This is a genomic window from Bacillus sp. 204(2023) (assembly GCF_037027505.1).
GTDB classification, from domain to species: Bacteria; Bacillota; Bacilli; order Bacillales; family Bacillaceae; genus Bacillus; species Bacillus subtilis.
The window spans coordinates 270,166-296,504 of the sequence record NZ_JAXCHE010000006.1; the positions used below are offsets into that span (position 1 = coordinate 270,166).

Genomic DNA, 26,339 nt, shown 5'->3' on the forward strand with positions numbered 1-26,339 from the left:
AATTAGATCATGATCTGCAAAAAGGCATCTTCAAAATGGATTGTGTTAGTATGTCTGATTTTCATTTTACTGGCGGCTGTCTGCGCAAGCGTCGTGTATGGCTATACAGGTACGTCATGGAGACAGGTCTATCAGGCGTTTACTTCCTTCAATGGAACAAATGAGCATGTCATCATCAAGGATGTCAGGCTTCCGCGCGCTTTGGTTGCGACAGTCGTCGGCGCCTCGCTGGCAGCCGCGGGCGCTCTCATGCAGGCGCTCACAAAAAATCCGCTTGCGTCACCGGGGATTTTCGGAATTAACGCCGGTGCAGGTTTTTTTATTGTTGCCGGATCGTTTTTTCTGCATATTCAGTCACCTCAGGCATTAGTATGGAGCTCGTTTCTAGGGGCAGCATTTACCGCCGCGATCGTCTATGCAGCAGGCTCGCTTGGGAGGGAAGGGCTGACGCCAATCAAACTGACGCTGGCGGGAGCTGCCATGGCAGCCATGTTTTCTTCTCTGACACAGGGCTTGCTGTCTGTCAACGAACTCGAGCTTGCCCAGGTGCTTTTTTGGCTGACTGGCTCTGTGCAGGGCCGGAGTCTGGATCTGTTGATGACGATGTTTCCATATGCAGCGGCAGCGCTGGTAATCTGCTTCTTTCTCGGCCAAAAAATTAATCTCCTCGTTATGGGAGAAGATGTGGCAAAAGGACTCGGCCAAAAAACAGGCCTGCTGAAATTTGTGATGGCGCTTTGTGTTGTCATGCTTGCAGGGTCCGCTGTCGCCATTGCCGGGCCGATTTCTTTTATTGGCATCATTATTCCGCATTTTGCCCGCTTTGTCGTTGGTAATGATTATCGCTGGGTTCTGCCATTTTCCGCTGTTTTGGGTGCCATTTTGCTTGTTTGCGCGGATATCGGTGCGCGATATATCATTATGCCTCAGGAAGTTCCTGTCGGGGTCATGACCGCCATCATCGGAATGCCTGTGTTTGTGTACATCGCAAGAAGGGGGGCGAAGCTATGAAACTTCGTTTTGGCGTTACTGCGGCTGAAAAGAAAGCGTGGATCGTCTTTTTGGTTTTACTGGGGTTAACAGCTGCTGTACTCATCATAAGCGCAGGTCTCGGACAAAGGTTTATTCCTCCCTGGGATGTAGCAAAAACATTCTTTGGTGCAGGTTCCAAGCTGGATGAACTGATGATCATGTCGTTCCGCATGCCAAGAATTTTGACCGCTTTATGCGCCGGCGTCTGTCTGGCAGCGGCAGGCGCGATATTGCAGGGGCTCGTCAGAAACCCTCTCGCATCTCCGGATATTATCGGAATAACAGGAGGAGCGGCGGTAGCGGTCGTGCTTTTAATGATGTTCTTCTCAGACCGCAGCAGTTCACTTACGATCAGTCTGTCATGGCTTCCAGCAGCCGCATTTATCGGCGCATCGGCTGTCGGGCTCATCGTCTATTTACTGGCATACAAAAATGGCGCCTCCACATTTCGGCTGGTGCTTATCGGAATCGGATTTTCAATGTCGGCGCAGGCGATGACTACCCTGCTGATGATCAAAGGCCCGATTTACCGGGCATCACAAGCCAATGTATATATCACTGGGTCAGTTTATGGGTCAAACTGGCAGCATGTAAAAATAGCTATTATCTTATCTGTCATTCTCTTATTCATTTGTTTTGTCGCGCTAAAAAATATGAATATACAGGTGCTGGGTGAAGATATTGCGGCGGGTGCAGGAAGCGTTGTGCAGCGAAATCGTTTTTTCTTGCTCCTTTTGAGTACGGCTCTTACTGGTTGTGCAGTTTCAGTTGCCGGCACAATCGGTTTTGTCGGGCTGATGGCGCCCCATATTGCAAGACGGCTTGTCGGTTCATCTTATGGCGCCCTACTCCCAGCGTCGGCACTTATTGGAGCTCTGCTCGTTTTAACAGCTGATATCGTCGGCAGAACCTTATTTGCTCCGGTGGAAGTGCCGGCCGGCGTCTTTACAGCGGCTATCGGCGCCCCTTATTTTATTTATTTGCTCTATAAAACAAGAAATTCTTAATCGTTACACCCATTTTCTTAAAAAAGAAAATGGGTTTTTTTGATAATGACTGAAGATTCGTAATTATTTTTGCTATACTGACAAAGACATTGATAAAGAAAGGGCGGCAGATGAATGAAAGAAGCAGAGGTATTAAAATATGAAGCATTTACAAGCAGTCCCGGCAAAGGAAACCCCGCAGGCGTCGTTTTGCAGGGAGACGATTATACGGAAGACGAGATGCAGATCATAGCTGAGCGTGCCGGGTATTCAGAAACCTCCTTTATCCGAAAAAGCGAGTCGGCCGATCTTGAACTCCGTTACTTTACCCCTGGACACGAAATGAATTTGTGCGGTCATGCGACAGTTGCTTCTCTTTACGCATTATGTGAGAAAGGAATGCTGGAGAGCGGTAAAACGTACAGCATCCAAACGAAAGCGGGTATCCTGCCTGTGAAGATTTCTGAAAAAGATGGCCGTATTCATATCACGCTTGAACAGGCCTCTCCGCAATTCAAACCATTTACAGGCGATCGGAAAAAACTTGCGGACGCACTGGGTATCACCGAAGAGGATTTTCATGAAGACCTTCCGATTGTGTTTGGCAGCACTGGCATATGGACAGCCATCGTTCCGCTTAAATCATTGGAGGCTTCCAAAAAAATGGTGCCAGATAACAAACAATTTCCGGAAGTGTTAATTGATCTGCCAAAAGCTTCAGTCCATCCGTTTACCTTTGAAACCGTTCATCCCGACAGCGACCTGCACGGACGCCACTTTTCATCCCCGTATTCGGGAACGATTGAAGACCCCGTGACCGGCACAGCATCCGGCGTGATGGGGGCTTATATGAAACAATACGGCAATGCCAAGCAGCATAAATTTATCATTGAACAAGGGCAGGAAATTGGTAAAGACGGAAAAGTGGAGATCGAAGTGAACGAAGCCGGCGGCCATGTGAAAGTGAACATGACAGGAACAGCCGTTTACTCAGAAACCCGTATTCTTAAAATCTAATACGGATGATGGTTTACAAAAAGATGCACTTTCCGTTATCATTATGAAATGATAATCATTTTCAATTGCATAGGAAGGTGAGACGGTATGCCTCAAACCGAACAAATACATCAGCATTCAGTACTGCGGGACATCATACGCAGCAGAAGATCGATTCGAAAGTTTAAACAAGAGCCAGTACCTTCAGCAGTCATTCTTGACATGCTTGAAACGGCAAAATATGCGCCAAATCACAGAGTGACAGAGCCATGGAGATTTATTTACGTTTCCAGTGAGACAGGTAAAGCGAACCTCATCAATACATTTGCAGCGTTCTCTAAGAAATCCAAGCCGGATATGACAGAGGAAAAGCTTCAAAATTTCAAAAACACACTTGGGCGTGTTCCGGGATTTCTCCTCGTCGTGTTTCAGGAAGATGAAAACGAAAGAGCGCGGGACGACGATTTTGCGGCAACAAGCTCGTTGATTCAAAATCTTCAGCTTCTTGCTTGGGAAAAAGGAATCGGCATGGTTTGGAAAAGCGGAAAAATCCTTTATGACAAAGAAGTCCATCAGGCCTTTGGTTTGCAGGATAATGAGCGTTTCGCCGCCATCATACAAACAGGTTATCCTGACGAGGCGCCGGAAGTGAAAAAACGCACACCGATCCGCGACCGGTTCACTGAAATGTAAAAAACCCCTTGTCTCAAACGGAGACAAGGGGTTTTTCATTAACGAGATTTCTTTTTCGCTCTGTTGTCGGCTGCTTTCGCACGCTCTTGCGCTTCGCGGTCATCTGCATCAGCAAGCTCGGTTGAATATTCTTCGTAAACGCCGTCAGTTTCCCTTTTTAATGCATCGGGAACTTGTGGAAGCTTTTGTTTGTTTTTATCACGGTTTTTGTGGATATGATTTCTGCCCATATCAAATTCCCCCTAAAAAGTGATATCAAACAAAGATAGTATTTGGTTTTAAGGGGCTATGTATTCCTACTTTCGCTTAGCAGCTTTTTCCGCTTTTTTAAATTCGCCTGAATAAAGAACTTCCTGCATTTTTTTCAGGTTGGCGCCTTGCTGGTGCTTCTCCCTCTTTTTTTCCATAAAAAGGACCTCCTTCAACCATGTTATTCTTAAGGTTGACGCTTCCTGCTGTTTTTATACAGTCTTTCGGTCCGCTATCAGCTGTGAGAGTGCAAATTCAAGATCCGAATATGTAAAACGAAATCCAGAGGTTATCGCTTTTTTAGGAAGAGCGCGCTGTCCTTTCACAATCAAAAGACTCATTTCACCCAATGCTTTTGATAAAAAGAATTCCGGGACGGGGAGCCAGTGCGGGCGGTGCTTCACCCGTGCAATCGCTTTTCCGAATTGCTCCATGTCCGCAGGATTGGGCGCGGTGACATTCATTGGGCCTGAGATGCCGGCATTTTCCACCGCATATCGGATCATCTGGGCCGCATCCTCGACATGAATCCATGACAGCCACTGCCTTCCCGTTCCAATCGTTCCGCCGGCCAGAAACTTATAGGGGAGCACCATAAGCGGTAGAGCGCCTTTTTCTCCAAGCATCACGCCAAATCTTGCATAAACCGTCCGGATACCCATCGCTTCAATATGCTGTCCTTCCTTTTCCCACAGGTGTGCAGTATGGCTGAGAAAATCCTCATCTGACGTTGCAGAATCCTCTGTGAAAGTTTTCTCAAGGCTTGTGCCGTAAATGCCCACGGCACTGGCTTGGATCAATGTCTTCGGCTTCTCCTTCTGTTTCTGAATAAGCCGCTGCACTTCACGCGTCGCATTGATACGGCTGGAGAGAATGTGCTGCTTTGTTTTATTTGTCCAGCGGCCAAAAATCGATTTTCCCGCAAGGTTTATCCAGACATCAATATGAGGAAGTTCCTGCTCCGGGGCGGCTCCTTCCGTCAGCCATTGGACATATGTCATATTTTTTTGTTCAGTTTCCCTTGCGTTTCTTGATAAAATATAAACATGGTGTCCCTGGCGGGTAAGAACGCCTGTCAGATGCTGGCCGAGAAAACCGGTTCCGCCCGTCATTGCGATATTCATGAACATCTCTCCTCATCGTTCTAATAAATATACTTTACCTCATTGTAATAAAAGAAAACGCGTTTCAGGCCTGAGAAGGGAGATTAAGATGCCGTTTATTACAAAAATATCAACACAAAAAAAGAATACGGAACGCTTCAATATTTTTCTGGATGATAAATACGCCTTCAGCGTGGACGCGGATGTGCTCGTGAAATTTGAGCTCAAGAAGGGAAAAGAACTCGATGATCTTGACATCATTGAGATTCAATACGGCGATGAAGTGAAGAAAGGCTTCAACCGTGCGCTTGACTTTTTATCCTTTCGAATGCGGTCGACGAAAGAGGTCGAGGACCACTTAAAGAAAAAAGAAACCTCGCCCCCCGTCATTGCGGAAGTCATCCATAGGCTTAACGATTACAAGTACTTAAACGACCAGGAATTTGCCGCAGCCTATGTCAGCACTCACAAAAAAACAAACGGAAAAGGCCCTGATGTTTTGTTCAGAGAGCTAAGAGCGAAGGGAATTGATGACGATACAATTAAGGAGGCGCTAAGTTCCTTTTCCTTTGAAGATCAGACAAGAGAAGCGGTCAAGCATGTTGAAAAGCTTCTCAAAAAAGATAAAAAGCTTTCGACGAAAGAACTCAAACAGCGCGCCCAGCTGCAGCTTCAGCGCAAGGGCTTCTCATTTGATGTTATCAGCGCGGCGATGGATCAGATTGAATATGAAAATGATGAAGACACAGAGAAAGAAGCGCTGCGCCTTCACGCGGAAAAAGCGTTTAGAAAATACCGCTACGACGGCTCATATGAAAGCGCCATGAAGGTCAAACAATTTTTATTCCGCAAAGGATTCTCACTCGATTTAATCGAGCAATTACTGCAGGAAGAGGAGTACTGAAATGGAGAAACGATACAGCCAAATGACACCGCACGAACTCAATACCGAAATCGCATTACTTTCTGAAAAAGCAAGAAAAGCCGAACAGCATGGAATCATAAACGAACTGGCAGTGCTCGAACGGAAAATTACGATGGCAAAAGCATATTTACTGAACCCGGAAGATTACTCACCGGGAGAAACATATCGTGTGGAAGACACTGAGGACGAGTTTACCATCAGTTATTTAAATGGCGTTTTCGCATGGGGATACAGAACCTCTTCCCCTCAGCAAGAGGAAGCGCTGCCAATCTCAGTATTGCAAGAAAAAGAATAAAGCGTAACAGGAGGCTGATGATCAGCCTCTTTTTGTTTGCAGCACATTTACACGAATTCTTAAAGAAAAAATCATTGAATTGACTTGAAAAATCTTTTAAGATGAAACTCGTTGTTTTTTAAAATCAAAGGAGGCGATGACGTTGAGTATCAAAAACCCATCTGTAAAATTTATTATATTTGTTCTTATGATTTGTACATTTTCAATCGGCTATACAGAATACGCGGTGATGGGTATTTTGACGTCGATTGCCAATGACTTTCATATACAGGTTTCATCCGCAGGGCTTCTTGTTACGGCTTATGCGGCAAGCGTTTGTTTGACAGGACCGCTCGTCACCATCATTTCCGTCAAGCTTCCGAGAAAGCCTGTGCTTCTTGGGCTGATGGCGGTTTTTATCCTTTCAAACCTGATGAGCGCACTGGCGTCGAATTTTGCGGTATTGGCCATTTCTAGAATTTTATCTGCGTCCATTCACGGCGCTTTCTTCGCGATTGCCATGGTATTCGCAAGTGAAATGGTTCCGCCGGAAAAGCGTGCTGCAGCTGCTGCTTCAATGAACGGCGGACTGACAGTGGCTCTAATGCTTGGTGTTCCATTCGGCTCTTATCTCGGAGATGTCTTGAATTGGAGAGCGGTGTTTTCCATCATTACGGCACTTGGTGTCATCGGATTTTTAGGCCTTATGGCTGCCGTGCCGAACAGAAAACCAAAAGTGATCCCAATGCTTATGAATGAGTGGGGGGTTTTTAAACACAAACAAGTGCTGTTTTCCTTCGCGATTACCATTTTAGGCTATTCCGGTGTCTTTATCGCCTACACCTTTATCGAACCCATTTTAAGGCATTCAGCCGGATTCAGCACGGTTGGCATTACAGGTGCTCTCTTTGCGTATGGATTGGGAGGCGTTGCCGGGAATTTCTTTGCGGGAAAAGTACCGCTGCCTTTGCTGACTCGGACGATGATCGGCGTAATGATCGGTTTAATCGGTGTTCTGGCTGTATTTCCTTACATCGCCATTTACCCGGCTGCAGCCATTGTGGCAACGTTCCTATTCGGGGCATGCGCATTCGGCACGCCGCCTCTTCTGCAAACAAAGGTCATTTCCTCATCTGAGGGCGGCACAACCATTGCCGCAGCTGTCAGCGTATCAGCATTTAACCTTGCCAATGCCCTTGGTGCATGGATCGGGGGAATGATTTTAAACGGAACAGGCTCTTATTCCTGGCTGTTTGCAGGAGGTGCGCTTATGACTGCATGCGGACTTGTGCTTTCTACCTTCGCACACTTATCAGAAAAGAAGAGCGTCTACGAATATCAAGTCAATAAAGGGTAAAAACAGCTGCAGTGTATGCAGCTGTTCTTCTTTACCGTTTGCCTGAGGCTCTCATTCTTTCTTGAGGATGCTGATTGATAGATCCGTCAGCACGCTTTGAAGCATAGTCGTCCTTTGCTCTCGGTTCACCCTGAAATTTGTTTTCGTTTTCGTAAGGAAATCCTTTTTCTTTATTTCGGACCATGTCATATCCCCCTAGATTCGAGATCAAAAAGTTGCGTCTTTCCAGATGAAGACGTAAGGTTAGTATATGGAGAACACCACGTAATAAAGCGTTATTTTTTTCCTGAAGAAAGGAGACTGCACACATGAATATGTACATTGAGAAACTGACTAATCTGCTTCTGGAAAAGAACGAGATGATCAGCTATATACAGGCAAAAACGTGGGTGGAATTGTTATGGAGCGATTTCGAAGCAACCTATGCAAAAGCCGGACACGCCTATCAAGGTGAAAAAATGACTGAAAAAATCGTCACACAATGGATTGAAAACTATGGCGGCCAGCTCCACCTTTTTCAAAGCTCCCGTAACGACGTGAATGATTACTTAAATCAAAGCAGAGGCCTTTTGCATTAAAAACCTGCCGTTAACGACCGGCAGGTTTTTTCATTTTCTTAAAATTACCTTAACAGGAAGAAATCATAAACAAAACATGTTTCACCAGTCTGTCAATCAGGGAATACCACTTATATCTTGTCAAAATGCGAGGAGGAGCTTTATATGAAAAAGAAACAAGTAATGCTCGCTTTAACAGCTGCCGCAGGACTGGGTTTGACAGCACTTCATTCCGCTCCCGCAGCAAAAGCTGCGCCCCTTCACGACATATCTGTCAGCATGCCATCATCCGATTCTTACATCATAAAAACAGGAAAGCTGAATGTCCGGACTGAGCCAAATCATAAAGGTGACATTCTCGGCACTGTATCATCAGAACAAAAAGTAAAAGTCTATGGATTTGTAAATGCCGATTGGGCTCAAATTTATTTCAAAGGAAAAAAAGCGTATATTTCAACCCACTTTTTAATGAAAACCGCAAGCCAAGCGAAAACAACGAAACAGACAGCCTTCTATGCACCGACGCCCGAAAATGGAAAAGCTAAGCAGCTCTCATCTGGAACAGAGGTGACAATACTCGGGTGGGGATTCAGTGAAAACGGCGGATTTGACTTCACTTGGGCGTTCGTGGATTATGGCGGAGTTAAAGGCTATATTCACACAAAGGATTTACAAATGCGATAAAAAGGCAGGCCGAGGCTTGTCTTTTTGCCTATGCATGAAACATTTCTTCTTTCTGCACGTAACAATGAGAAAGGAGATGATGATATGACGGGTTTAGTCGGCGGAGGGCTTATGATCATTGCGGGCATACTGATCAAACTGTTTCCTCCCAAATCGATCAACAGTGTGTACGGATACAGAACGAGACGCTCAATGTCAGATCAAAGATTATGGAATGAAGCGAACCGTTACAGTGCATCATTAATGATCCTGTCAGGCTTGGTGATTGCGGGAATGGGTTTGCTGCTGGGATCAAACTTGTTTTTTCTTCAGCTTATCATGCTGATTGCCGCCTGTGCCGTAACATTTATGCTGACGGAGAAAAGGCTGAAAATCATGACGCACAGTCAAGGAGGAGATAGAAGTGGACGGAGTTAAATGCCAGTTTGTCAATACGAACGGAATCACGCTCCACGTTGCATCCGCAGGACCGGAAGACGGCCCGTTAATTGTCCTGCTCCATGGATTTCCTGAGTTTTGGTACGGCTGGAAAAATCAAATCAAACCGCTTGTTGATGCGGGTTACCGGGTCATTGCTCCTGATCAGCGGGGCTACAATCTCAGTGACAAACCGGAAGGAATTGATTCGTATCGGATTGATACATTAAGAGATGATATCATCGGGCTCATTACGCAATTCACTGATGAAAAAGCAATTGTCATCGGGCATGACTGGGGAGGGGCTGTTGCATGGCATTTGGCTTCCACACGCCCGGAGTATCTTGAAAAACTGATCGCGATTAATATCCCGCACCCGCACGTCATGAAAACCGTAACGCCGCTTTATCCGCCGCAATGGCTGAAAAGCTCGTATATCGCATACTTCCAGCTCCCCGATATACCGGAGGCATCACTAAGGGAAAATGATTATGAAACATTAGATAAAGCGATTGGATTATCCGACCGTCCCGCGCTTTTTACATCCGAGGATGTCAGCAGGTACAAAGAAGCGTGGAAACAGCCGGGCGCGCTGACAGCTATGCTGAACTGGTACAGAGCCATCAGAAAAGGAAGCTTGGCAGAGAAACCCTCTTACGAAACAGTACCTTACCGAATGATCTGGGGAATGGAAGACCGCTTTTTGAGCAGAAAACTTGCGAAAGAGACGGAAAGGCATTGCCCGAATGGACATCTCATCTTTGTTGATGAAGCTTCCCATTGGATTAACCACGAAAAGCCAGCCATCGTCAATCAGCTGATTTTGGAATATCTTAAGAACCAATAAGCCAAAATTTCTCTCCATCCGTCTGTCATAATGGCAGACTTTTTTTGTGCGTTTTTTTCATAGTCTGTTTTAAACATGACAAAATAACATTAAAAATCATGAATGTCACCATAAAATTGTAACAAAAAACAGGTTTAAACGACTTTAAAAAAAGGAATAGCCTTACTGAAGATTTGTGTAAAACTCCCCTAAGGCAATACTTAAAAAGAATAATAAAAAGAAGGTGCCTTAATGAAGCAAGGATTAATCTCGATTATTATCCCGTCTTACAATGAAGGGTATAATGTCAAACTCATTCATGAATCTTTAAAAAAGGAATTTAAAAACATTCATTATGACTATGAAATATTCTTCATAAACGACGGAAGTGTTGATGACACGCTTCAGCAGATCAAAGACTTGGCAGCGACGTGCAGCCGGGTAAAATATATATCTTTTTCTCGAAACTTTGGAAAAGAAGCCGCAATTTTGGCGGGCTTTGAGCATGTTCAGGGCGAGGCGGTTATTGTAATGGATGCCGATCTGCAGCATCCGACATATTTGCTGAAGGAATTTATCAAAGGCTACGAAGAAGGGTATGACCAAGTCATTGCCCAAAGGAACAGAAAAGGGGACAGCTTTGTCCGCTCACTCTTATCATCTATGTATTACAAGTTCATTAATAAAGCGGTGGAGGTCGATTTGCGTGACGGTGTCGGTGACTTCAGATTGTTAAGCCGCCAAGCTGTGAATGCACTTTTGAAGCTGAGCGAAGGAAACCGCTTTTCAAAAGGCCTTTTTTGCTGGATTGGCTTTGATCAGAAAATTGTATTTTATGAAAATGTCGAACGAAAAAACGGCACCTCCAAATGGTCGTTCAGCAGTCTGTTTAACTACGGAATGGACGGCGTCGTTTCATTTAATCATAAGCCGCTGAGATTATGTTTTTATACAGGCATTTTCATCCTGCTGCTTTCCATCATTTATATCATTGCCACATTCGTTAAAATTCTGACTAACGGTATTTCTGTGCCTGGGTATTTCACCATTATCTCAGCAGTGTTATTTCTCGGCGGAGTACAGCTGTTAAGCCTCGGAATTATAGGCGAATATATCGGCCGAATCTATTATGAAACAAAAAAACGCCCGCATTATTTGATCAAAGAAGCGAATATCCCGAACAAAGACCTGCCTGAAACGAACGAATTAAAAAGCATGCGGCGTCTGACAAAAATGCACTGAAAATACCAAGCGCCATTGGCAGTGCTTTTTTTGCGTGTCTATTATCTTAAAAGCAAGACTGGAGAATTCATATGAAAAGAAAACATATCATGATCTATGCGGCCAGTTTGCTGGTGTCCGTTCTGGCACACGCTTTTTTTGTGAAAGAATGGGCGGAAGGCAGGTATATGACAGGTCCGGGTGACGGGCTTGCGCAAATGATCGTATTTAAAAAATTATTATTTGACCAATATACACACGGGAATTTTTTCTACAATTATTCATTCGGACTTGGCGGCGGCACATTCAGTCAGCTCGGCTATTATTTTTCTGCGTCTTTTCTTTTTCTTGCTGTATCCGCCGCTGTTTGGATGCTTCAAGCCGTCCAGCTGATCGGAGAAGCGGATACGCTTTTTTGGGCTGAGTCAGCTGTTTTTATCAGTATTTTCAAATTGAGCTTGATCATCTTTACGTCCGCTTCTGTTTTTCATTATCTTATTAAGCACAGGGCGGCATCGTTCACGGGAGCCGTGTTATACGGCGTCTCAATTATTTATTTCCGTCACGAAGCGTATTGGGAATTTTTCACCGATACAATGGTTTGGCTTCCGCTGCTTGTGCTTGGCGCAGAAAAAATTATTAGAGAGCGGCGTCCGGCGTGGTTTATCGTTGCGTGTTCGCTGACGTTAATCAACAATTTTTACTTTGCATACATAAACCTTATATTCATCGGAATCTATGTGCTGTTCAGATGGCTGATTAGTTTGGAACCACATGAAGAGAAAAGATGGATTCAAATCAGATTATTTCTCGTTTCAGGCTTCATTTCTTTTGGCATCAGTGCGGCGGCGTTTGTGCCGGTAGTATACGGTTTTTTAAACAACCTGCGCCCTCCATACAGCCAGAAAATAGAGTGGCTCAATTTCGATGATAATATCTTATTTTCGAGCCGGATCATCATTGTGCCGGCCGCTTTTCTGCTGTTTTTGTTTATGATTTCTTTTTACAAAAACCGTGTGTTTCGTCTCTTTGCCGGGTTGAGCCTGCTGTTTATTCTGTTTCATTTCAGTCCGTATGCGGCAAGCGTCTTTAACGGTTTTTCCGCCCCGCAAAACCGGTTTGAATATATTCTGGCCTTTACCATTGCGGGAGCAGCTGCGGCTGGTTTGTCACAGCTGTCTGAATTGAAACGGAAAGAACTGCTCCCGGCCGCAGCTGTCGTCCTGCTTCTTTACTTGTATCATATTCAAAGGTATAAGCTCGATATATGGAAGCCTGCGAATGAAAGTATTCTATTGCTCTTACTCATGACAATCGCAGCCTTGTTTGCTGCAGCTTTTGCGAAAAAACGGGCAAAAATGGCTGTGTACGGTATAATCATTCTTTCTTCGCTGTTTGTCGCCAACTCCTATCAAAAATACGCGCTCTCAGAAGGCGGCGATTTGGACAGTGTGACAAAAGAATATCTTACAAGTGAGGAATACAGAGGGCGGGAATCATCTGAGCTCATCAGACGTTTACAGAAGGAAAACGATGATCCGCTCATGAGAATCGACTGGATGAACGGGGTCCGCAATAATACGCCAATCATTTACGGGTTTAATGGCTTCAGCGCCTATTCCAGCATTTTAAACAAAGATCTGCTGGCCTTCTATTGGAATGATTTAAGCATCGATATGGGCAGGGAAAGCGTCAGCCGTTACGCGTCATTGGGAGACAGGGCGAATTTATACAGCCTGCTTTACGGCAAATATTATATGACCGAAAAAACAAACGAAGCCAGCGTTCCGTACGGCTTCAAAAAGCATTTAGAAACAGAGCATTATGCAGTTTATGAGAATCAGTACATGCTTCCATTCGTCAAAACAGCGGATGCCATATACAGCGAAAGTGAGCTGGACCGATTGCCCGCTCTTGCGAAAGAACAGGCGATGTTGAAAGGAATTATATTAAAAGAACCATCAGGGAAAACGGAGCAGACACCAAAACCGTCCAATTTGATCACCAAGTCGGACATCACCGCAAAACAAGCCCAGTATCAAAACGGGCTGCTAACCGTAACTGGAGAAAACGGAGGAGAGCTGATCATCACCCCGAAACAGCCATCATCCGCTCCGGGAGACTACTATGTCAGCTTTTATTTGAAAAGCAAAGCAAAAGACAAAGGATTTACGTTAAAGGTAAATGATTATGTCACAACAAGGAAATCGAACAAATCGATATATAAAACCGGAGTAAATAATATAACGGTAAGAGTGCCTAAATCAGGCCATATCTCAATCAATCTTCCGAAAGGAACCTATGAGCTGAGAAACATAGCGCTCTATGAAGAAAATTACAAAACGCTGAAAAACGCTGTAATGCAAAATAAAACAGAGAAAGCAGACAAACTGAATTGGAACAAAAATCGACTGACCTTTGCCTATCATTTGTCAAAAGACCAGTACATCATGCTTCCCATCCCATATGAAAAAGGCTGGGAGCTGAAGATCAACGGAAAAACACAGAAGATCGAAAAAGCGGATTATGCTTTTATAGGCTTCAAGGCGCAAAAGGGAGACAATCACATTGAGCTGACTTACTATCCGCCATACTTCAAAATATCGGCGATCATATCTATCGTCAGTCTGCTGCTTGCTGTTTTTTATATAAGACGTAAAAAGCCCGGCTCTATATAGAGCCGAGCTTTAATTTTTTCTGAAGTTTTTCTTCGCTGAATATCCATCCTGTATAGGACGAACGAATCGTGAGATCATGGCCGATGTGAACAATTGCGACAAACGGATAATGGCCTTTGCTCCGATAACGCAGGTCGATAAATCTCACCTCATAATGATCTTTAAACGTATCCACTTCCCACCGGTAAACCGGAGAAAAGGACAGAAACGCCGCGATGTTATCATCCTGCTTTGCCGCATGCATTACATCGGTTTCAGGAACAGGCACCCGATTAAATGTATCCAGAATCACGACATGTCCTTCCATGCTTCTTCCTACATAGAAAGCATGTGCTGTCGTCACTGCGATTCGCCATTGCCTGAATTTCATCGTTGGAGAAATAATAATGCTTTCGATCTCATCATGAATCATCTCATGAAGCTTCCGTTTAATTCTCAGCTGCATGATCAGGCGCACCAAGTAGTAGCCTGCCAATATGATATATAAGCTGAGAAACGTGATGCCGGGACTCCCGCCTGCATACCAAATCGCGATAGCTGCCAGATGGCTGATAAAAATAAACGGATCAAACGTATTAATCAGCCCGAGCGCAACCCATTTTTTCGAAAACGGACGAATGGCTTGTGTTCCATAGGCGTTGAATATATCAACAAAGACATGCAGAACGACTGCCAGCAGTGTCCACAGCCACAGGTGCAGAAAATCGGCCTGAGGATAAAATAAATACAGAATCGCCGGGATGATGACAGACCAAAACAAAACGGCGGGAATTGAATGGGTAAATCCTCTGTGATTCCTTATATAAACAGCATTGTTTTTAAGCTTTAACACAGTATCAATATCCGGAGCCTGAGAGCCCGCAAGCGTTGCGATCATAACAGCGTGAGCCATTGCCGGATCTGATCCGACAACAGGATCAAGCGTCGCAATACCGCCCAGTGCGATGCCCATAACGACATGTGTGCCCGTATCCATAGGTGACCTCCTTGCAGGGTGATCCTGCACATTCACTTTGTAAGAAATTCCCCATTTTCATATACCCAATTTTTAAACTGATTCAATCGTTCTCATATGTTTCCGCTTTTTCTTTATTACTATTTAATGTAACATATTATCGTACTGTGCCCTTAGTGTACAACAAAAAACAGTCTAAAGAAAAGCGGGGCGCGAAAGACTGGGGAGAAACACATATGAACGTACTTGAAGACAAATTAAAACAAAAAGACATACAGCAATTTCGCGATGATTTAATCTCATGGTTTGAACGAGAGCAGCGCGTTCTGCCGTGGAGAAAGGACCAAGATCCATATAAGGTGTGGGTATCTGAAGTGATGCTGCAGCAAACGAGAGTAGAGACAGTGATTCCTTACTTTCTCCGGTTTGTGGAACAATTCCCGACAGTGGAAGCGCTCGCTGATGCTGATGAAGAAAAGGTGCTGAAAGCATGGGAAGGGCTCGGCTATTATTCGCGAGTCAGAAACCTGCAAAGCGCGGTAAAAGAAGTGAAACAGGAATACGGCGGCATTGTTCCTCCAGACGAGAAAGATTTTGGCGGGTTAAAAGGCGTCGGCCCTTATACAAAGGGAGCGGTGCTCAGCATTGCCTACAATAAACCCATTCCCGCGGTTGACGGAAATGTGATGCGTGTCATGTCCAGAATTCTTTCTATTTGGGATGATATTGCCAAACCAAAAACAAGAACGATCTTTGAAGACGCCATACGAGCTTTTATTTCCAAAGAAAAACCATCTGAATTTAATCAGGGCTTGATGGAGCTTGGAGCCTTGATCTGTACGCCAAAATCACCCTCATGCCTGCTATGCCCGGTTCAGCAGCATTGCTCGGCATTTGAAGAAGGCACTGAACGGGAGCTTCCGGTAAAAAGCAAAAAGAAAAAGCCCGGGATCAAAACCATGGCCGCGATCGTACTGACTGATGAAGACGGACAAGTGTATATCCACAAACGGCCGTCTAAAGGTTTGCTCGCCAACCTGTGGGAATTCCCTAATCTTGAAACACAAAAAGGGATCAAAACTGAGCGTGAACAGCTCATTGCTTTCTTAGAAAACGAATATGGCATACAAGCTGATATCAGTGATCTGCAAGGTGTAGTCGAGCATGTTTTCACCCACCTGGTATGGAATATTTCAGTGTTTTTCGGTAAAGTAAAACAAGTGTCGGATACCAGCAAGCTGAAAAAAGTAACGAAAGAAGAGCTCGAACAATTTGCGTTCCCGGTGTCACATCAAAAAATCTGGAAGATGGCAGTAGAAGCAGCCGTCATCTCGGCTGCTCCGTAAACCATTCTTAATCGTAAGAGACGCGCGTGCCGTGGCTGTAGTCCGCTTCATTGCGCTTCATTCCGCCGCGCGCTTCAATTTCTTGCGTTAATTCCCGGTATTTTGATTGGCCTTCTTCGTTCAAATAAGGCATAATTTGCTGAAAGGCATGATGAAAATAAGCGAGTTCACTGTTCTTCCAATCTTTTTTGGAAACCATGTTCAATTCGCTCATATCACGTCCGACATACATAACCGAAGACCCCCTTTAAAGTTCTTGCCATTATTGTTTGTGGAAATAAAAGAACTATACGCTACAAGGAGATGAGGAAAAATGGAACAAAATAAATGTGCACTCGTAACAGGAAGCAGCCGCGGTGTCGGAAAAGCGGCCGCGATCAGACTTGCTGAGAACGGCTATAACATCGTCATTAACTATGCACGCAGCAAAAAAGCAGCATTAGAAACAGCGGAAGAAATCGAAAAGCTTGGCGTTAAAGTGCTTGTCGTAAAAGCAAACGTAGGACAGCCTGCAAAAATCAAAGAAATGTTTCAGCAAATTGATGAAACGTTCGGCAGACTTGATGTTTTTGTCAATAATGCCGCTTCAGGAGTACTAAGACCTGTCATGGAATTAGAAGAAACACACTGGGACTGGACGATGAACATTAATGCGAAAGCATTGCTTTTCTGCGCTCAGGAAGCTGCCAAGCTAATGGAGAAGAACGGGGGCGGGCATATTGTCAGCATTAGTTCATTAGGCTCTATCCGCTATCTTGAAAACTACACCACGGTCGGTGTATCAAAAGCAGCGTTAGAGGCTTTAACCCGTTATCTTGCCGTTGAGCTTTCACCAAAACAAATTATCGTCAATGCTGTTTCAGGCGGAGCGATCGACACAGATGCGCTGAAGCACTTCCCGAATAGAGAAGATCTGCTTGAGGATGCGCGCCAAAATACGCCGGCGGGACGCATGGTCGAAATTAAAGACATGGTTGATACTGTGGAGTTTCTAGTGTCTTCCAAGGCTGACATGATCCGCGGACAGACAATTATCGTTGACGGCGGACGCTCACTGCTCGTTTAAAAATTTTTAAAAAAGAGGAATAGCTATACGATCACCTGCACATTCTAATGACCGTGGAGGTGATAACAATGGCTAACTCAAATAACTTCAGCAAAACAAACGCTCAACAAGTTAGAAAACAAAACCAACAATCAGCTGCTGGTCAAGGTCAATTCGGCACTGAATTTGCTAGCGAAACAAACGCTCAGCAAGTCAGAAAACAAAATCAGCAATCAGCTGGCCAACAAGGTCAATTCGGCACTGAATTCGCTAGTGAAACTGACGTACAGCAGGTAAGACAGCAAAACCAATCTGCTGAACAAAACAAACAACAAAACAGCTAATCACTGAAACAGAAAAAAGCACTTCATCTTCGGGTGGAAGTGCTTTTTTCTGTTTGAAAAACGACAAAACTTGTGGAAGGTCTACAGAATGAGTCAAAGGGTTTGCTTTATGGAGATCGAAATGATTAAAGGAGGAAATGTTTATACTTTCATCAGGCTGAAGGAGGAACCGATGACGGAATTTGAAAAGCTGGTAAGTGAACAGATGAAAACGATGGATAAGCTTCTCGATCTCCAATCAGAGCTCGACCGCTGCAAACAAATTGAGGCGGAACTCCGGCATTTGGAAAGGGATGCAAGGCTGCGTGGGATTCAGGCTGAAATTGCGGTAAAACGGAAACACCTTGCCGATATACAGGATATGTTTCAAAAGCAGACAGAGCAGGTCATTCGTTCATATCGCAGCTCAGAAAAGCCGTCTTCCTTTGTGTAGTGCAGGAATGTGCCATTCCCCGGCCGGAATGGCTCTTTTATTTTCATTTTTCAATTTGTAACGTTATAATAGGTAAAAGACGTTGTCGGTAAGCAAATTTGGACATACTAACTGTAGGGCTTTATAGAAAGTAGGGGAGAAATATGGGCTATCCCAAGGAAGGAGAAACCATTCAAATTCACAGCTATAAGCACAACGGGCTGATTCATAGAATTTGGAATGAGACAACAATCTTAAAAAGTACAGAAATGTGTGTCATCGGAGCCAATGACCGGACGATGGTAACCGAATCAGACGGCCGGACATGGATAACCAGAGAGCCCGCAATCTGTTATTTTCACGCAAGACAATGGTTTAATGTCATCGGGATGCTGAGGGAAGATGGGGTTCATTATTATTGCAACATCAGTTCTCCGTTTGCCTATGATGGCGAAGCAATTAAATATATTGATTATGACTTAGATGTTAAGGTTTTTCCTGACATGACCTACAATATTCTCGATGAAGACGAATATGATGATCATCGGAAAGCCATGAATTATCCAAAAGAAATCGACAGTATTTTAAGAGACTACTTAAATACGCTGCTCCATTGGATTCACCAGCGTCAGGGACCGTTTGCGCCCGAGTTTGTCGATATGTGGTATGAACGGTATTTGCGCTATACAAAATAATGGTTACGTAAAAACCTGTTGCGGGGTACAACAGGTTTTTCACATGGGCTCACACACATCATGATAAAGAGAGAGGGGGAATCAACGTGGGGGTTATGAAACGCTACATGCAATTCGTCAAACCTTATAAGAAGCAAATTTTCGTTACAGTGTTAATCGGGATCGTAAAATTCTCCATTCCGCTTGCTCTCCCATTGCTTCTGAAGTACGTAGTTGACGACATTATTCAAGGAGGCGGCACGGCCAGTGACAAAACTACGTCATTGTTCACGATTATGGCGATCATGTTCGCCTTATTTTTAATTTTGCGCCCGCCTGTTGAATATTACCGGCAATATTTTGCCCAGTGGACTGCCAGCAAGGTGCTTTATGATATAAGAGCTAAGCTGTTTGACCATATACAAAAACTGAGCCTGCGTTTTTACGCGAATACAAGAACAGGGGAAGTCATTTCCCGAGTGATTAATGATGTAGAACAAACAAAGGATTTCGTCATCACAGGGCTGATGAATATATGGCTCGATATGCTGACGATTTTGATCGTAATCTCTATCATGCTCACACTGGACGTTAAATTAACGCTGATCTCTATCGTATTATTCCCATTATACGGAATATCAGTGAAGTATTTTTACGGCCGTTTACGAAAGCTGACCAGGGAGCGCTCACAGGCTCTTGCTCAAGTGCAGGGGCATTTGCACGAACGCATTCAAGGCATGCCTGTTATCAGAAGCTTTGCGATAGAAGATCATGAACAGGCTCAATTTAATGAGAAAAACGGTCATTTCTTAGATAAAGCCATCCGCCACACGAATTGGAACGCCAAAACCTTTGCGGTCGTTAATACCATTACAGATTTGGCGCCGCTCATCGTCATAGCGTGCGCCGGGTATTTTGTCATTAATGGACCGCTGACAGTCGGAACAATGGTCGCGTTTGTCGGATATATTGACAGAATGTACAACCCTGTTAGAAGGCTGATCAATTCCTCTACAACTTTGACACAGTCAATCGCATCAATGGACAGGGTGTTTGAATTTATTGACGAGCCCTATGAACTCACTGACAAACCAAATGCGATAAAGGCCGATCAGATTCGCGGAGGAGTGGAGTTTCAAAACGTTTCGTTTCAATATGAGAAGAACAAAGAAAATATTCTTCATGATGTATCCTTAAAAGTAAATAGAGGAGAAACTGTAGCTCTCGTCGGCATGAGCGGAGGAGGAAAATCAACGCTCGTCAGCCTGATCCCAAGATTTTATGATGTAACAAGCGGCAGACTGCTGATTGATGGGACGGATATTCGCGATTATGAAGCAAGAAGCCTTCGCAACCAGGTTGGTATGGTGCTTCAGGATACCTTTTTATTTAGTGAAACGATTCGGGAAAATATCGCGATCGGCAAGCCTGATGCCACACTTGAAGAGATAATCGAAGCCGCCAAAGCTGCAAATGCCCATGAATTTATCATGAGTTTTCCAGAAGGATATGAGACCCGGGTGGGAGAAAGAGGCGTTAAGCTTTCAGGCGGACAAAAGCAGCGGATCTCAATTGCGCGGGTATTCCTGAAAAATCCGCCGCTCCTCATTTTAGATGAAGCTACATCAGCTCTGGATTTGGAAAGTGAGCATTACATTCAAGAAGCGATGGACAAACTGGCGAAGGATAGAACAACTTTTGTTGTCGCCCACCGTTTATCGACAATCACCCATGCGGATAAGATTGTTGTCATGGAAAGCGGCACAATCATTGAAATCGGAACCCATGATGAACTCATGGACTATGAGAGCCAGTACAAGCACTTATTTACCATCCAAAATTTGAACTAAAACATCAATCTTATATCCTTTTAACGAAGGATATAAGATTTTTTTGTATATAAAAAAACCCGGCTGTTTAACCGGGTTACTCTTCTGTTTCTATTTCGCAGTCTTTCGGATGATACGTTTGAAAGCTTGTGATAAGTGTTTCCAAATGTTCAAGCTGCTCGCGATATTCTACGGCACTTGCCATAATATTAAGCATGTTGTAATCAATAAGCTCATCATCCGTATTCTGCTGATTTTTTAAAAATGACTTTGTTAAAAGCTGCTTATACCGGATGCCTTCTTCATCTGCGTCATCATGCGGCTTGATTTTGCCGACAAACCTCATCAAAATCAGTTCATGCCAGTAAAGCAGGTAATCAAGTTCTTCAGTCAATGTTTCCTGAAACTCTTCCGGCATATGATAGATCTCGTTTTCCAGACGATGCAGCTTCTTCAATGTATCAAGCGCCCGATTTGCAGTAATAATGGCCTGTCTGAACAGGACAAGCTTTCTTGATTTCACATAAGTCGTTTTCTTAAAGTAACTTCTTTCTTCTTTATATAGAAGATATGTCTGATCAAGCTTGATCATTTTTTCTTTCAGTTTTTCAATATCCTCTTTCAAAATCGAATGCTCTGTCGACTGCCGCATGGACAATCTGATCCACTTCATAATTTCTTCGGTGTTTTCGACGGTATTATGAATCAGCTTTGTTTCGTACTTAGGAGGCAAAAACACAAGGTTGACGATAAAGGAAGAAAGCACCCCTAAGATGACTGTGCTTGTTCTGATCAGCGCGAACATTAAAAAGTCGTCACCGGCAGATTCTAATATCGCAATGACTGTTACAAGAGCAATTGAAATTGTATGTTCAATTTTAAGTTTCAGCATAATTGTAATGACAATAACTGCTGTTAACCCGATCATAATCGGGCTGGGTCCGAAAATAAGGCCGAACACTGTGGCAATCACAGCTCCGATGATATTTGCTTGAACCTGGTCAATAATAATGAGAAAAGAGCGGTAAATCGACGGCTGGATCGCAAATATCGCTGCAATTCCAGCGAAAATCGGCGCGGGAAGCCCGATCCACGAAGCCAAATAAAGAGCAAGTGTAATCGCAATCCCGGTTTTGAAAATGCGGGCACCAAGTTTCATTGGTTTGTGCGTGCATTCCTTTCTATAGTAAATTGTGTGACATAGCAAATGGGCTAATCCTTAAAATTCCCGGTTAGTTTATTTGCTAAACAATTAAGTAATATACAGGGATCGATACAAATATTCAAGCTATTTTTCTAGAAAAAGACCAAAATCTTACACGTTGTTTGATTCCATAAAAAAACAGGAGCCCAAAGCTCCTGTTCAAGGTATCTGATTCTAGTTTTTAAGATGTTTAAAAGCATCCTCGACCGCTGCAAGCGTGTCTTTAATATCCTGCTCTGTATGTGCTGTGGTAATAAACCAAGCTTCATACTTAGAAGGTGCTAAATTAATTCCGCGTTCCAGCATCAGCTTGAAAAACGTAGCGAATGTTTCTCCGTCACTCCGTTCAGCCTGCTCGTAATTTTCCACTTTCTCATCAGAGAAGTATACCGTGAGCGCACCTTTTAACCGGTTGACCGTAATGGTGATGCCGTGTGTTTCTGCGTGCTTCAAAATACCCTCCTCAAGCATAGCGCCAAGGTGATCAAGCTTTTCATACACGCCTTTTTCTTTGAGCACTTCCAGACAAGCGATGCCTGATAGGATGGAAGCGGGGTTCCCTGCCATTGTTCCTGCCTGATAAGCAGGCCCTAGCGGAGCTACCTGCTCCATGATTTCTTGTTTGCCGCCATAGGCGCCAATCGGAAGTCCGCCGCCGATAATTTTCCCGAGTGCTGTTAAATCTGGTTTCACCTGTAAGAGATCCTGAGCGCCGCCATACATAAAGCGGAAAGCCGTAATGACTTCATCGTAAATAACGAGAGCGCCTGCATTATGTGTCAATTCATTTACTTTTTCTAAGAAGCCCTCTTTCGGCTCCACGATACCGAAGTTGCCGACAATCGGTTCAACGAGAACCGCCGCGATTTCACTGCCCCATTTATCAAGAGCTGCTTTATAGCTATCGATATCATTAAATGGTACTGTGATCACTTCGTTTGCAATGCTTTTCGGTACACCGGCTGAGTCTGGTGTGCCTAGAGTAGACGGGCCGGAGCCTGCGGCGACAAGCACAAGGTCCGAATGCCCGTGATAGCAGCCCGCAAATTTAATGATTTTTGTCCGGCCTGTATATGCGCGAGCCACGCGGATGGTCGTCATAACGGCTTCTGTACCCGAATTGACGAATCTTACTTTGTCCATAGCGGGAATGGCTTCTTTGAGCATCTTTGCAAATGTAACCTCGTGTTTCGTTGGTGTTCCATACAATACACCGTTCTCTGCCGCTTTTTTAATCGCTTCTGTAATATGCGGGTGGGCATGTCCTGTAATAATCGGACCGTACGCCGCTAAATAATCGATGTATTTGTTGCCGTCCACATCCCAAAAATAAGCGCCGCTTGCTTTCTCCATTGCAACAGGAGAACCGCCGCCGACTGCTTTATATGATCTAGACGGGCTGTTTACACCGCCGACAATGTGCTGTAATGCCTCATTGTGAAGTTCAATTGATTTTGTATGCAAGAATAAAAACCTCCTATATCTCCATGCGTCCTTTCTATTGTAGCATGCTTCCGAACAAGAACAATGGCTTCGGGCTTCAGATTCAGCTGAGATGGTTGTAATCTGGACAAGAATTGGATACGCTTAATAAAAAAACATCCGGAGGTAACGTAATGACTATAGAAATCGGACAAAAAGCGCCTGATCTTGAGTTAAAAGGCGATCATGGGGAAACAGTAAAATTATCGGATTATAAAGGAAAGTACATCGTGCTTTATTTTTATCCAAAGGACATGACACCGGGATGTACAACTGAAGCATGCGATTTTCGGGACAGTCACGAAAGCTTCGCCGAACTGGATGCCGTCATTATTGGCGTCAGCCCGGACAGCCAGGAAAAACACGGAAAATTTAAAGAGAAGCATAACCTGCCATTTCTGCTTCTTGTTGATGACGAGCATAAGCTGGCGGAAGCGTTTGATGTGTGGAAGCTGAAGAAAAACTTCGGAAAAGAGTATATGGGAATCGAGCGTTCCACTTTTTTAATTGATAAAGAAGGCCGGGTCATTAAAGAATGGAGAAAGGTAAAAGTAAAGGACCATGTAGCCGAAGCGCTTCAAACCCTCAAAGGTATGTCGGAAAAGTAAATCTCTATGAGCCTATGCTTACTTTTACCCTGATATCAATTGACAAATTATCGTAGGAAGAGTTACACTAATTATAAACATTACAATGTAAGAATTTTTTTTAGAAGAGAGGTGCATGACGGATGGCTGCACATGAACTAAAAGAAGCCTTAGAAACGTTGAAGGAAACCGGAGTTCGCATTACTCCTCAACGTCATGCGATTCTGGAATATCTCGTTAACTCTATGGCTCATCCAACAGCGGACGATATATATAAAGCTCTGGAAGGGAAATTTCCTAACATGAGCGTAGCGACGGTATATAACAATTTGCGTGTGTTCCGGGAATCAGGTTTGGTAAAAGAGCTCACATACGGTGATGCTTCCAGCAGATTCGATTTTGTGACATCCGATCACTATCACGCGATTTGCGAAAACTGCGGGAAAATTGTGGACTTCCACTACCCGGGCCTTGATGAAGTGGAACAGCTCGCTGCCCACGTCACGGGCTTCAAGGTAAGCCACCACCGTTTAGAAATTTACGGCGTCTGCCAAGAGTGTTCGAAAAAAGAAAATCATTAAAAATAAGCTGACCGCACGAAACGGTCAGCTTATTTTATTTCGACATTTTCTTTTTATTATAAGACTCATCAAATTCTTTTCCTTCTAATCCCTTATCTAAAGTCAGCGGCTCTCGGCAATGCATGCACATATCGACTCTTCCTAAAACCTTTGTCTCTTTATCACAGCCTGGACAAATGACGCGAACCGCTTTAGTCGAAAGCATTCCGATCCAAAAGTAAACTACCGTGCTGAGACCGATGGATAAAAGCCCAAGTATCATAAACAAACTAGAAAGCAAAACTGACTCTTTGAAAAAGATCCCGATGTACATAATGATAAACCCAACGAAAACCAAACTTAACGCAAATGTTCTGATTTTATTAATTTTGCTGGAGTATTTCGCCATGTCCATCCCCCTCTGATTTAACTATAGCACAAACCCGATGGGATTTTCTTCATGTTTTCGGTTGAATTGGAATTTACTTATGGAGACTTACTGTGAAATTGTTTATAATAGTTCAATGTGTTTAGAAAAAAGGAATTTCGTTTTAACCATAGAATTGAATCAAATAGAGAATAAAAAAATTTGAACAATTGCATTGGAGGAATAGTGATGGAAAATCTTCTCCGTCCAATTTACCAAGAAAGAGCAAGTCACCCCAATACATTGGCTGTCATTATGATTGAGAGAAGAAACAAAACATCTTCCTTAACAGATAACTTTGATGCAGCTTTGCTGGTAATTGTAAAAGATGCTGATGATCCAGTTTTTATAAAGCATTATGAATTTGATCATCAAACAGCTTCTTTGCATGTGGTAACAGATTCTCAGATTCAAGAATGGATTTTGCTCGGAACAAATAGAAGAATCATAGATTGGATTGTAAATGGCAGAGTTTTGTTTGACCGTAATGAATACGTAGTTGAACTGATTGACAGGCTGAATACATTTCCGTTTGCCGAACGTAAACTGAAGATCGGACTCGAATACGGCAAATTAATCAGAAGGTATGTTGAAGGGAAAGCTTTTTTTGAAGCCAATCAATTTTTAGATGCCTACAACGCCGTTGTTCATGCGCTGCATCATTTAGCACGTATTGAAGTAATCGACAGAGGATTCCATCCCGAAACCACGGTGTGGAGCCAAGTGCGCCAGATGGAGCCGCAAGTGTACAAGTTATATTCCGAGCTGATTGAAAGTCACGAGAGCCTGGAAAAAAGACTTGAATTATTATTCTTAGCAAATGATTTTCTCATCCATTCCAAAGCCGAGATCGGTTCGGCGCATCTTTTCGAAGTAATGAAAGAAAAAGACATTTGGCAATTCGGTGAGCTCCTTCAACATCATGACCTAAAGCACTTTACCCAAGATCTTGGCGTTATGCTTGATTACTTGACAGAAAAGGGACTTATCAACGTCTGCCAGATAGAAACGAAAGGACAGGCTGTCTATCACCGAGGATATTCTTTTAAAAAAGGTGTTGACTCTGATTCTTGACCGTGTTATATTATTAAACGTCGCTGATGCGCTTCTGAGAAAACAAGCTCACAGCGGCGGGAAAATAAATCAAAAAAACATTTGACAAAAGAAAGTCAAAATGTTATATTAATAAAGTCGCTTCAACAAGAAGCGAAAATGATCTTTGAAAACTAAACAAGACAAAACGTACCTGTTAATTCAGTTTTTAAAAAATCGCACAGCGATGTGCGTAGTCAGTCAAACTAGGGCCTGCACGATGCAGGTCACACAGGTGTCGCCGCAGGATGCGGTGAACTTAACCTGTGATCCATTTATCGGAGAGTTTGATCCTGGCTCAGGACGAACGCTGGCGGCGTGCCTAATACATGCAAGTCGAGCGGACAGATGGGAGCTTGCTCCCTGATGTTAGCGGCGGACGGG

At 43.9% G+C, this 26,339-nt stretch carries 31 protein-coding genes and 1 rRNA gene; 23 read left to right on the forward strand and 9 right to left on the reverse strand.

Going from position 1 to position 26,339, the window contains the following annotated elements:
- Positions 1 to 9: 9 nt before the first annotated feature.
- From WA279_RS14270 to WA279_RS14285, 4 genes are all read left to right on the forward strand, one after another.
- The gene (locus WA279_RS14270) at positions 10 to 1,011 is read left to right on the forward strand and encodes a FecCD family ABC transporter permease (RefSeq protein ID WP_003233570.1); all 1,002 of its coding nucleotides are present in this window, start codon (positions 10 to 12) and stop codon (positions 1,009 to 1,011) included.
- Entirely contained in the window at positions 1,008 to 2,039 is a 1,032-nt protein-coding gene (locus WA279_RS14275; protein WP_336155750.1) for a FecCD family ABC transporter permease, read from the forward strand. Before WA279_RS14270 ends, WA279_RS14275 begins: the two co-directional genes overlap by 4 nt.
- Before the next feature lie 114 nt (positions 2,040 to 2,153).
- Positions 2,154 to 3,035, forward strand: coding sequence for a PhzF family phenazine biosynthesis isomerase (locus tag WA279_RS14280; protein ID WP_336155751.1), 882 nt, complete (start codon positions 2,154 to 2,156; stop codon positions 3,033 to 3,035).
- 87 nt (positions 3,036 to 3,122) lie between these two features.
- Complete coding sequence (locus tag WA279_RS14285) at positions 3,123 to 3,707, forward strand: nitroreductase family protein (protein WP_003243940.1); 585 nt, start codon at positions 3,123 to 3,125, stop codon at positions 3,705 to 3,707.
- A 38-nt stretch (positions 3,708 to 3,745) separates the two neighbouring features.
- Here WA279_RS14285 and WA279_RS14290 read toward each other — a convergent pair whose 3' ends face one another.
- From WA279_RS14290 to WA279_RS14300, 3 genes are all read right to left on the reverse strand, one after another.
- Entirely contained in the window at positions 3,746 to 3,937 is a 192-nt protein-coding gene (locus WA279_RS14290; RefSeq protein ID WP_003233561.1) for a YfhD family protein, read from the reverse strand.
- 66 nt (positions 3,938 to 4,003) lie between these two features.
- Entirely contained in the window at positions 4,004 to 4,114 is a 111-nt protein-coding gene (locus WA279_RS14295) for a YfhE family protein (protein ID WP_003223230.1), read from the reverse strand.
- Positions 4,115 to 4,168: 54 nt separating this feature from the next.
- A complete protein-coding gene (locus tag WA279_RS14300) occupies positions 4,169 to 5,080 on the reverse strand; it encodes a TIGR01777 family oxidoreductase (RefSeq protein ID WP_336155753.1) in 912 nt (303 codons plus the stop codon).
- Between the two features lie 88 nt (positions 5,081 to 5,168).
- On the opposite strand from WA279_RS14300, the gene recX reads away from it, so the two are divergent.
- From recX to WA279_RS14315, 3 genes are all read left to right on the forward strand, one after another.
- Positions 5,169 to 5,963, forward strand: a complete 795-nt coding sequence (gene recX / locus WA279_RS14305) for a recombination regulator RecX (protein ID WP_336155755.1) — start codon at positions 5,169 to 5,171, stop codon at positions 5,961 to 5,963.
- Position 5,964: 1 nt separating this feature from the next.
- A complete protein-coding gene (locus WA279_RS14310) occupies positions 5,965 to 6,279 on the forward strand; it encodes a YfhH family protein (protein ID WP_049140592.1) in 315 nt (104 codons plus the stop codon).
- Between the two features lie 142 nt (positions 6,280 to 6,421).
- A complete protein-coding gene (locus WA279_RS14315) occupies positions 6,422 to 7,615 on the forward strand; it encodes an MFS transporter (RefSeq protein ID WP_336155759.1) in 1,194 nt (397 codons plus the stop codon).
- A gap of 31 nt (positions 7,616 to 7,646) precedes the next feature.
- Here the strand turns inward: WA279_RS14315 and WA279_RS14320 are convergent, their stop codons facing one another.
- Positions 7,647 to 7,799 (reverse strand): small, acid-soluble spore protein K, encoded by a 153-nt coding sequence (locus WA279_RS14320; protein ID WP_003223241.1) that lies wholly within the window; start codon positions 7,797 to 7,799, stop codon positions 7,647 to 7,649.
- Positions 7,800 to 7,923: 124 nt separating this feature from the next.
- Here WA279_RS14320 and WA279_RS14325 point away from each other — a divergent pair, with 124 nt between their 5' ends.
- From WA279_RS14325 to WA279_RS14350, 6 genes are all read left to right on the forward strand, one after another.
- The gene (locus WA279_RS14325) at positions 7,924 to 8,193 is read left to right on the forward strand and encodes a YfhJ family protein (protein WP_003243789.1); all 270 of its coding nucleotides are present in this window, start codon (positions 7,924 to 7,926) and stop codon (positions 8,191 to 8,193) included.
- Between the two features lie 144 nt (positions 8,194 to 8,337).
- On the forward strand, positions 8,338 to 8,856 hold the full coding sequence (locus tag WA279_RS14330; protein WP_336155760.1) for an SH3 domain-containing protein: 519 nt from the start codon (positions 8,338 to 8,340) through the stop codon (positions 8,854 to 8,856).
- Positions 8,857 to 8,940: 84 nt separating this feature from the next.
- The gene (gene spdL / locus WA279_RS14335) at positions 8,941 to 9,273 is read left to right on the forward strand and encodes an SdpC immunity protein SpdL (RefSeq protein WP_336155761.1); all 333 of its coding nucleotides are present in this window, start codon (positions 8,941 to 8,943) and stop codon (positions 9,271 to 9,273) included.
- Positions 9,260 to 10,120, forward strand: coding sequence for an epoxide hydrolase EphM (gene ephM, locus WA279_RS14340; RefSeq protein WP_336155762.1), 861 nt, complete (start codon positions 9,260 to 9,262; stop codon positions 10,118 to 10,120). Before spdL ends, ephM begins: the two co-directional genes overlap by 14 nt.
- A gap of 231 nt (positions 10,121 to 10,351) precedes the next feature.
- Positions 10,352 to 11,341 (forward strand): glycosyltransferase family 2 protein, encoded by a 990-nt coding sequence (locus WA279_RS14345; protein ID WP_003244113.1) that lies wholly within the window; start codon positions 10,352 to 10,354, stop codon positions 11,339 to 11,341.
- Between the two features lie 71 nt (positions 11,342 to 11,412).
- On the forward strand, positions 11,413 to 13,998 hold the full coding sequence (locus tag WA279_RS14350; protein WP_336155764.1) for a YfhO family protein: 2,586 nt from the start codon (positions 11,413 to 11,415) through the stop codon (positions 13,996 to 13,998).
- Here WA279_RS14350 and WA279_RS14355 read toward each other — a convergent pair.
- Entirely contained in the window at positions 13,991 to 14,974 is a 984-nt protein-coding gene (locus WA279_RS14355) for a metal-dependent hydrolase (protein ID WP_014476212.1), read from the reverse strand. The genes WA279_RS14350 and WA279_RS14355 overlap by 8 nt on opposite strands.
- A 215-nt stretch (positions 14,975 to 15,189) precedes the next feature.
- Here WA279_RS14355 and mutY point away from each other — a divergent pair, with 215 nt between their 5' ends.
- A complete protein-coding gene (gene mutY, locus WA279_RS14360) occupies positions 15,190 to 16,299 on the forward strand; it encodes an A/G-specific adenine glycosylase (protein ID WP_336155766.1) in 1,110 nt (369 codons plus the stop codon).
- 7 nt (positions 16,300 to 16,306) lie between these two features.
- On the opposite strand, the gene WA279_RS14365 is transcribed toward mutY, so the two are convergent.
- Positions 16,307 to 16,531, reverse strand: a complete 225-nt coding sequence (locus tag WA279_RS14365; protein ID WP_003233542.1) for a hypothetical protein — start codon at positions 16,529 to 16,531, stop codon at positions 16,307 to 16,309.
- Between the two features lie 81 nt (positions 16,532 to 16,612).
- On the opposite strand from WA279_RS14365, the gene fabL reads away from it, so the two are divergent.
- From fabL to WA279_RS14390, 5 genes are all read left to right on the forward strand, one after another.
- Positions 16,613 to 17,365, forward strand: coding sequence for an enoyl-[acyl-carrier-protein] reductase FabL (gene fabL / locus WA279_RS14370; protein ID WP_003223262.1), 753 nt, complete (start codon positions 16,613 to 16,615; stop codon positions 17,363 to 17,365).
- Positions 17,366 to 17,433: 68 nt separating this feature from the next.
- Positions 17,434 to 17,688 carry a gamma type acid-soluble spore protein SspE gene (gene sspE, locus WA279_RS14375; RefSeq protein ID WP_014476214.1) on the forward strand — a complete coding sequence of 85 codons (255 nt, stop codon included), beginning with the start codon at positions 17,434 to 17,436 and terminating at the stop codon, positions 17,686 to 17,688.
- Positions 17,689 to 17,860: 172 nt separating this feature from the next.
- Entirely contained in the window at positions 17,861 to 18,121 is a 261-nt protein-coding gene (locus tag WA279_RS14380) for a YgaB family protein (protein WP_003242708.1), read from the forward strand.
- 143 nt (positions 18,122 to 18,264) lie between these two features.
- Positions 18,265 to 18,795 (forward strand): nucleoside tri-diphosphate phosphatase, encoded by a 531-nt coding sequence (gene ntdP, locus WA279_RS14385; RefSeq protein ID WP_003223272.1) that lies wholly within the window; start codon positions 18,265 to 18,267, stop codon positions 18,793 to 18,795.
- A gap of 86 nt (positions 18,796 to 18,881) precedes the next feature.
- Positions 18,882 to 20,624 carry an ABC transporter ATP-binding protein gene (locus WA279_RS14390; RefSeq protein ID WP_336155768.1) on the forward strand — a complete coding sequence of 581 codons (1,743 nt, stop codon included), beginning with the start codon at positions 18,882 to 18,884 and terminating at the stop codon, positions 20,622 to 20,624.
- 76 nt (positions 20,625 to 20,700) lie between these two features.
- Here WA279_RS14390 and WA279_RS14395 read toward each other — a convergent pair whose 3' ends face one another.
- Positions 20,701 to 21,762: an aromatic acid exporter family protein gene (locus tag WA279_RS14395; protein WP_014113117.1), complete on the reverse strand. Its 1,062-nt coding sequence runs from the start codon at positions 21,760 to 21,762 to the stop codon at positions 20,701 to 20,703.
- 219 nt (positions 21,763 to 21,981) lie between these two features.
- Positions 21,982 to 23,271, reverse strand: coding sequence for a glutamate-1-semialdehyde 2,1-aminomutase (locus tag WA279_RS14400; protein ID WP_015715541.1), 1,290 nt, complete (start codon positions 23,269 to 23,271; stop codon positions 21,982 to 21,984).
- Between the two features lie 152 nt (positions 23,272 to 23,423).
- Here WA279_RS14400 and bcp point away from each other — a divergent pair, with 152 nt between their 5' ends.
- The gene (gene bcp, locus WA279_RS14405; RefSeq protein ID WP_336155771.1) at positions 23,424 to 23,897 is read left to right on the forward strand and encodes a thioredoxin-dependent thiol peroxidase; all 474 of its coding nucleotides are present in this window, start codon (positions 23,424 to 23,426) and stop codon (positions 23,895 to 23,897) included.
- A 122-nt stretch (positions 23,898 to 24,019) separates the two neighbouring features.
- Positions 24,020 to 24,457: a peroxide-responsive transcriptional repressor PerR gene (gene perR, locus WA279_RS14410; protein WP_003223285.1), complete on the forward strand. Its 438-nt coding sequence runs from the start codon at positions 24,020 to 24,022 to the stop codon at positions 24,455 to 24,457.
- A 34-nt stretch (positions 24,458 to 24,491) separates the two neighbouring features.
- On the opposite strand, the gene WA279_RS14415 is transcribed toward perR, so the two are convergent.
- Positions 24,492 to 24,845, reverse strand: coding sequence for a YgzB family protein (locus tag WA279_RS14415; RefSeq protein WP_014479226.1), 354 nt, complete (start codon positions 24,843 to 24,845; stop codon positions 24,492 to 24,494).
- Positions 24,846 to 25,052: 207 nt separating this feature from the next.
- Between WA279_RS14415 and WA279_RS14420 the strand changes: the two genes are divergently transcribed.
- Positions 25,053 to 25,937: a nucleotidyltransferase-like protein gene (locus WA279_RS14420; RefSeq protein ID WP_015715543.1), complete on the forward strand. Its 885-nt coding sequence runs from the start codon at positions 25,053 to 25,055 to the stop codon at positions 25,935 to 25,937.
- Between the two features lie 293 nt (positions 25,938 to 26,230).
- A 16S ribosomal RNA gene (locus tag WA279_RS14425) occupies positions 26,231 to 26,339 on the forward strand; the annotation flags it as partial.